The 1,525-nt window shown below is 71.9% G+C and carries 3 protein-coding genes; all 3 read left to right on the top strand.

The genetic code is table 11. From position 1 onward, the window contains the following. Positions 1-737, top strand: a 737-nt coding sequence (locus ACSW7Y_RS17165; protein ID WP_438127433.1) for an adenosine deaminase family protein, incomplete at its 5' end; no start/stop codon positions are given. 3 nt (positions 738-740) lie between these two features. Further along, positions 741-1,211: a PTS sugar transporter subunit IIA gene (locus tag ACSW7Y_RS17160; RefSeq protein ID WP_438127432.1), complete on the top strand. Its 471-nt coding sequence runs from the start codon at positions 741-743 to the stop codon at positions 1,209-1,211. Beyond that, positions 1,208-1,486 (top strand): PTS sugar transporter subunit IIB, encoded by a 279-nt coding sequence (locus ACSW7Y_RS17155; protein ID WP_438127431.1) that lies wholly within the window; start codon positions 1,208-1,210, stop codon positions 1,484-1,486. Before ACSW7Y_RS17160 ends, ACSW7Y_RS17155 begins: the two co-directional genes overlap by 4 nt. Positions 1,487-1,525: the final 39 nt, after the last annotated feature.

Below are 1,525 nucleotides of genomic sequence, written 5' to 3'. Positions count from 1 at the left end.
ACCAGACGGTCGAGGCCGTGCAGGCCGGCATCGAAGAGGCCGTCGACGCCGCCGGCGGGTCCATCCGCGTCGGCCAGCTCGTCACCGCGATGCGGCACGCCGATCGCGCGCAGGAGATCGCCGAACTCGCGGTCCGGCACCGCGACCGCGGCGTCGTCGGGTTCGACATCGCCGGGGCCGAAGCGGGATTCCCGCCCGCGAACCACCGGGCCGCGTTCGACTGGCTCGCCGCGCAGCTCTTCCCGGTGACCGTGCACGCGGGCGAGGCCGACGGGCTCGCCTCGATCCGGTCGGCCCTCGTCGACGGCCGGGCCCTCCGCCTCGGGCACGGCGTCCGGATCTTCGAGGACATCTCGCTGTCCGACGCCGGCGATGGCTCCACCCTCGCGTCGCTCGGCGAGATCGCATCGTGGGTGCGCGACCGCGAGATCCCGCTCGAGGTCGCGCCCTCGTCGAACCTGCAGACCGGTGCGATCGCCGCGTGGGGCGACGAGCTCGCCGACCACCCGTTCGACGTGCTGTACCAGCTCGGGTTCCGCGTCACGGTCAACACGGACAACCGCCTCATGAGCGACACCTCGCTGTCGAAGGAGCTCGCGCTCCTCGCCGGCACGTTCGGGTACGACCTCGACGACCTCGCCGCGTTCCAGATCAACGCCGCCCTGGGCTCGTTCCTCCCGCTCGAAGACCGCGAGGAGATCATCGCCACCATCACCGCAGGACACCAGGAGGCCTAGGACGTGCCGCTCCCACCGCTGCCGGACGACGCCGTCGTGCTCGGAGCCACTGCGTCGTCGTGGCGCGGAGCGCTCCGGCTGACCGGTGACGCCCTCGTCGCCTCCGGTGCCACCAACGAGCCGTACACGGACGCCATGATCGAGATGGTCGAGGAGCACGGCCCGTACATCGTCATCTCTCCCGGGCTCGCGTTCGCGCACGCCCGACCGGGGTCGTCGGTGGTCCGGGACGGCCTCGCGCTCGTCACGCTCGCGTCGCCGGTGGCGTTCGGGCACCCGCACAACGACCCCGTGCGGGTCGTGCTCGGGCTCGCCGTGGCCGAGGTCGGGACGCACCTGGAGTCGATCGGCGAGATCGCGAACACGTTCAACGACGACACGGTCACCGCACGGCTCGCGTCGGCGACCACGGCGGACGAGGTCCGGACGATCCTCGGCGTCGCCTCCTCCGGTGCTGCGGGGGTCGCGCCGTGAAGATCGTGACGATCTGCGGAGCCGGCATCGGGTCGAGCGGCATCCTCAAGGTGAACGCGGAGAAGGCACTGGCGTCGCTCGGGCTGAGCGCTGCGGTGGTGGCGGCGGACGTCGCCTCGGTGCGTGACGTCGCAGAGGACGCGAACGTGATCCTGACGAGCCAGGAGTTCGTCGAGGCCATCGGGGACACCTACGCCGAGGTCATCGTGATCCGGAGCCACTTCGACCAGGGCGAGATCACGGCGGCGGTGGACCGGGCGCTCGGGGAGCACTGAGCCGCGGGGTGCGCTGCGTGCGCTCGCGCGTGTGTGCTG

Source organism: Curtobacterium flaccumfaciens, from assembly GCF_051548005.1.
GTDB lineage: Bacteria > Actinomycetota > Actinomycetes > Actinomycetales > Microbacteriaceae > Curtobacterium.
Note: the sequence above shows the minus strand (reverse complement) of the source record. Positions and strands in the feature narration are given on the sequence as shown.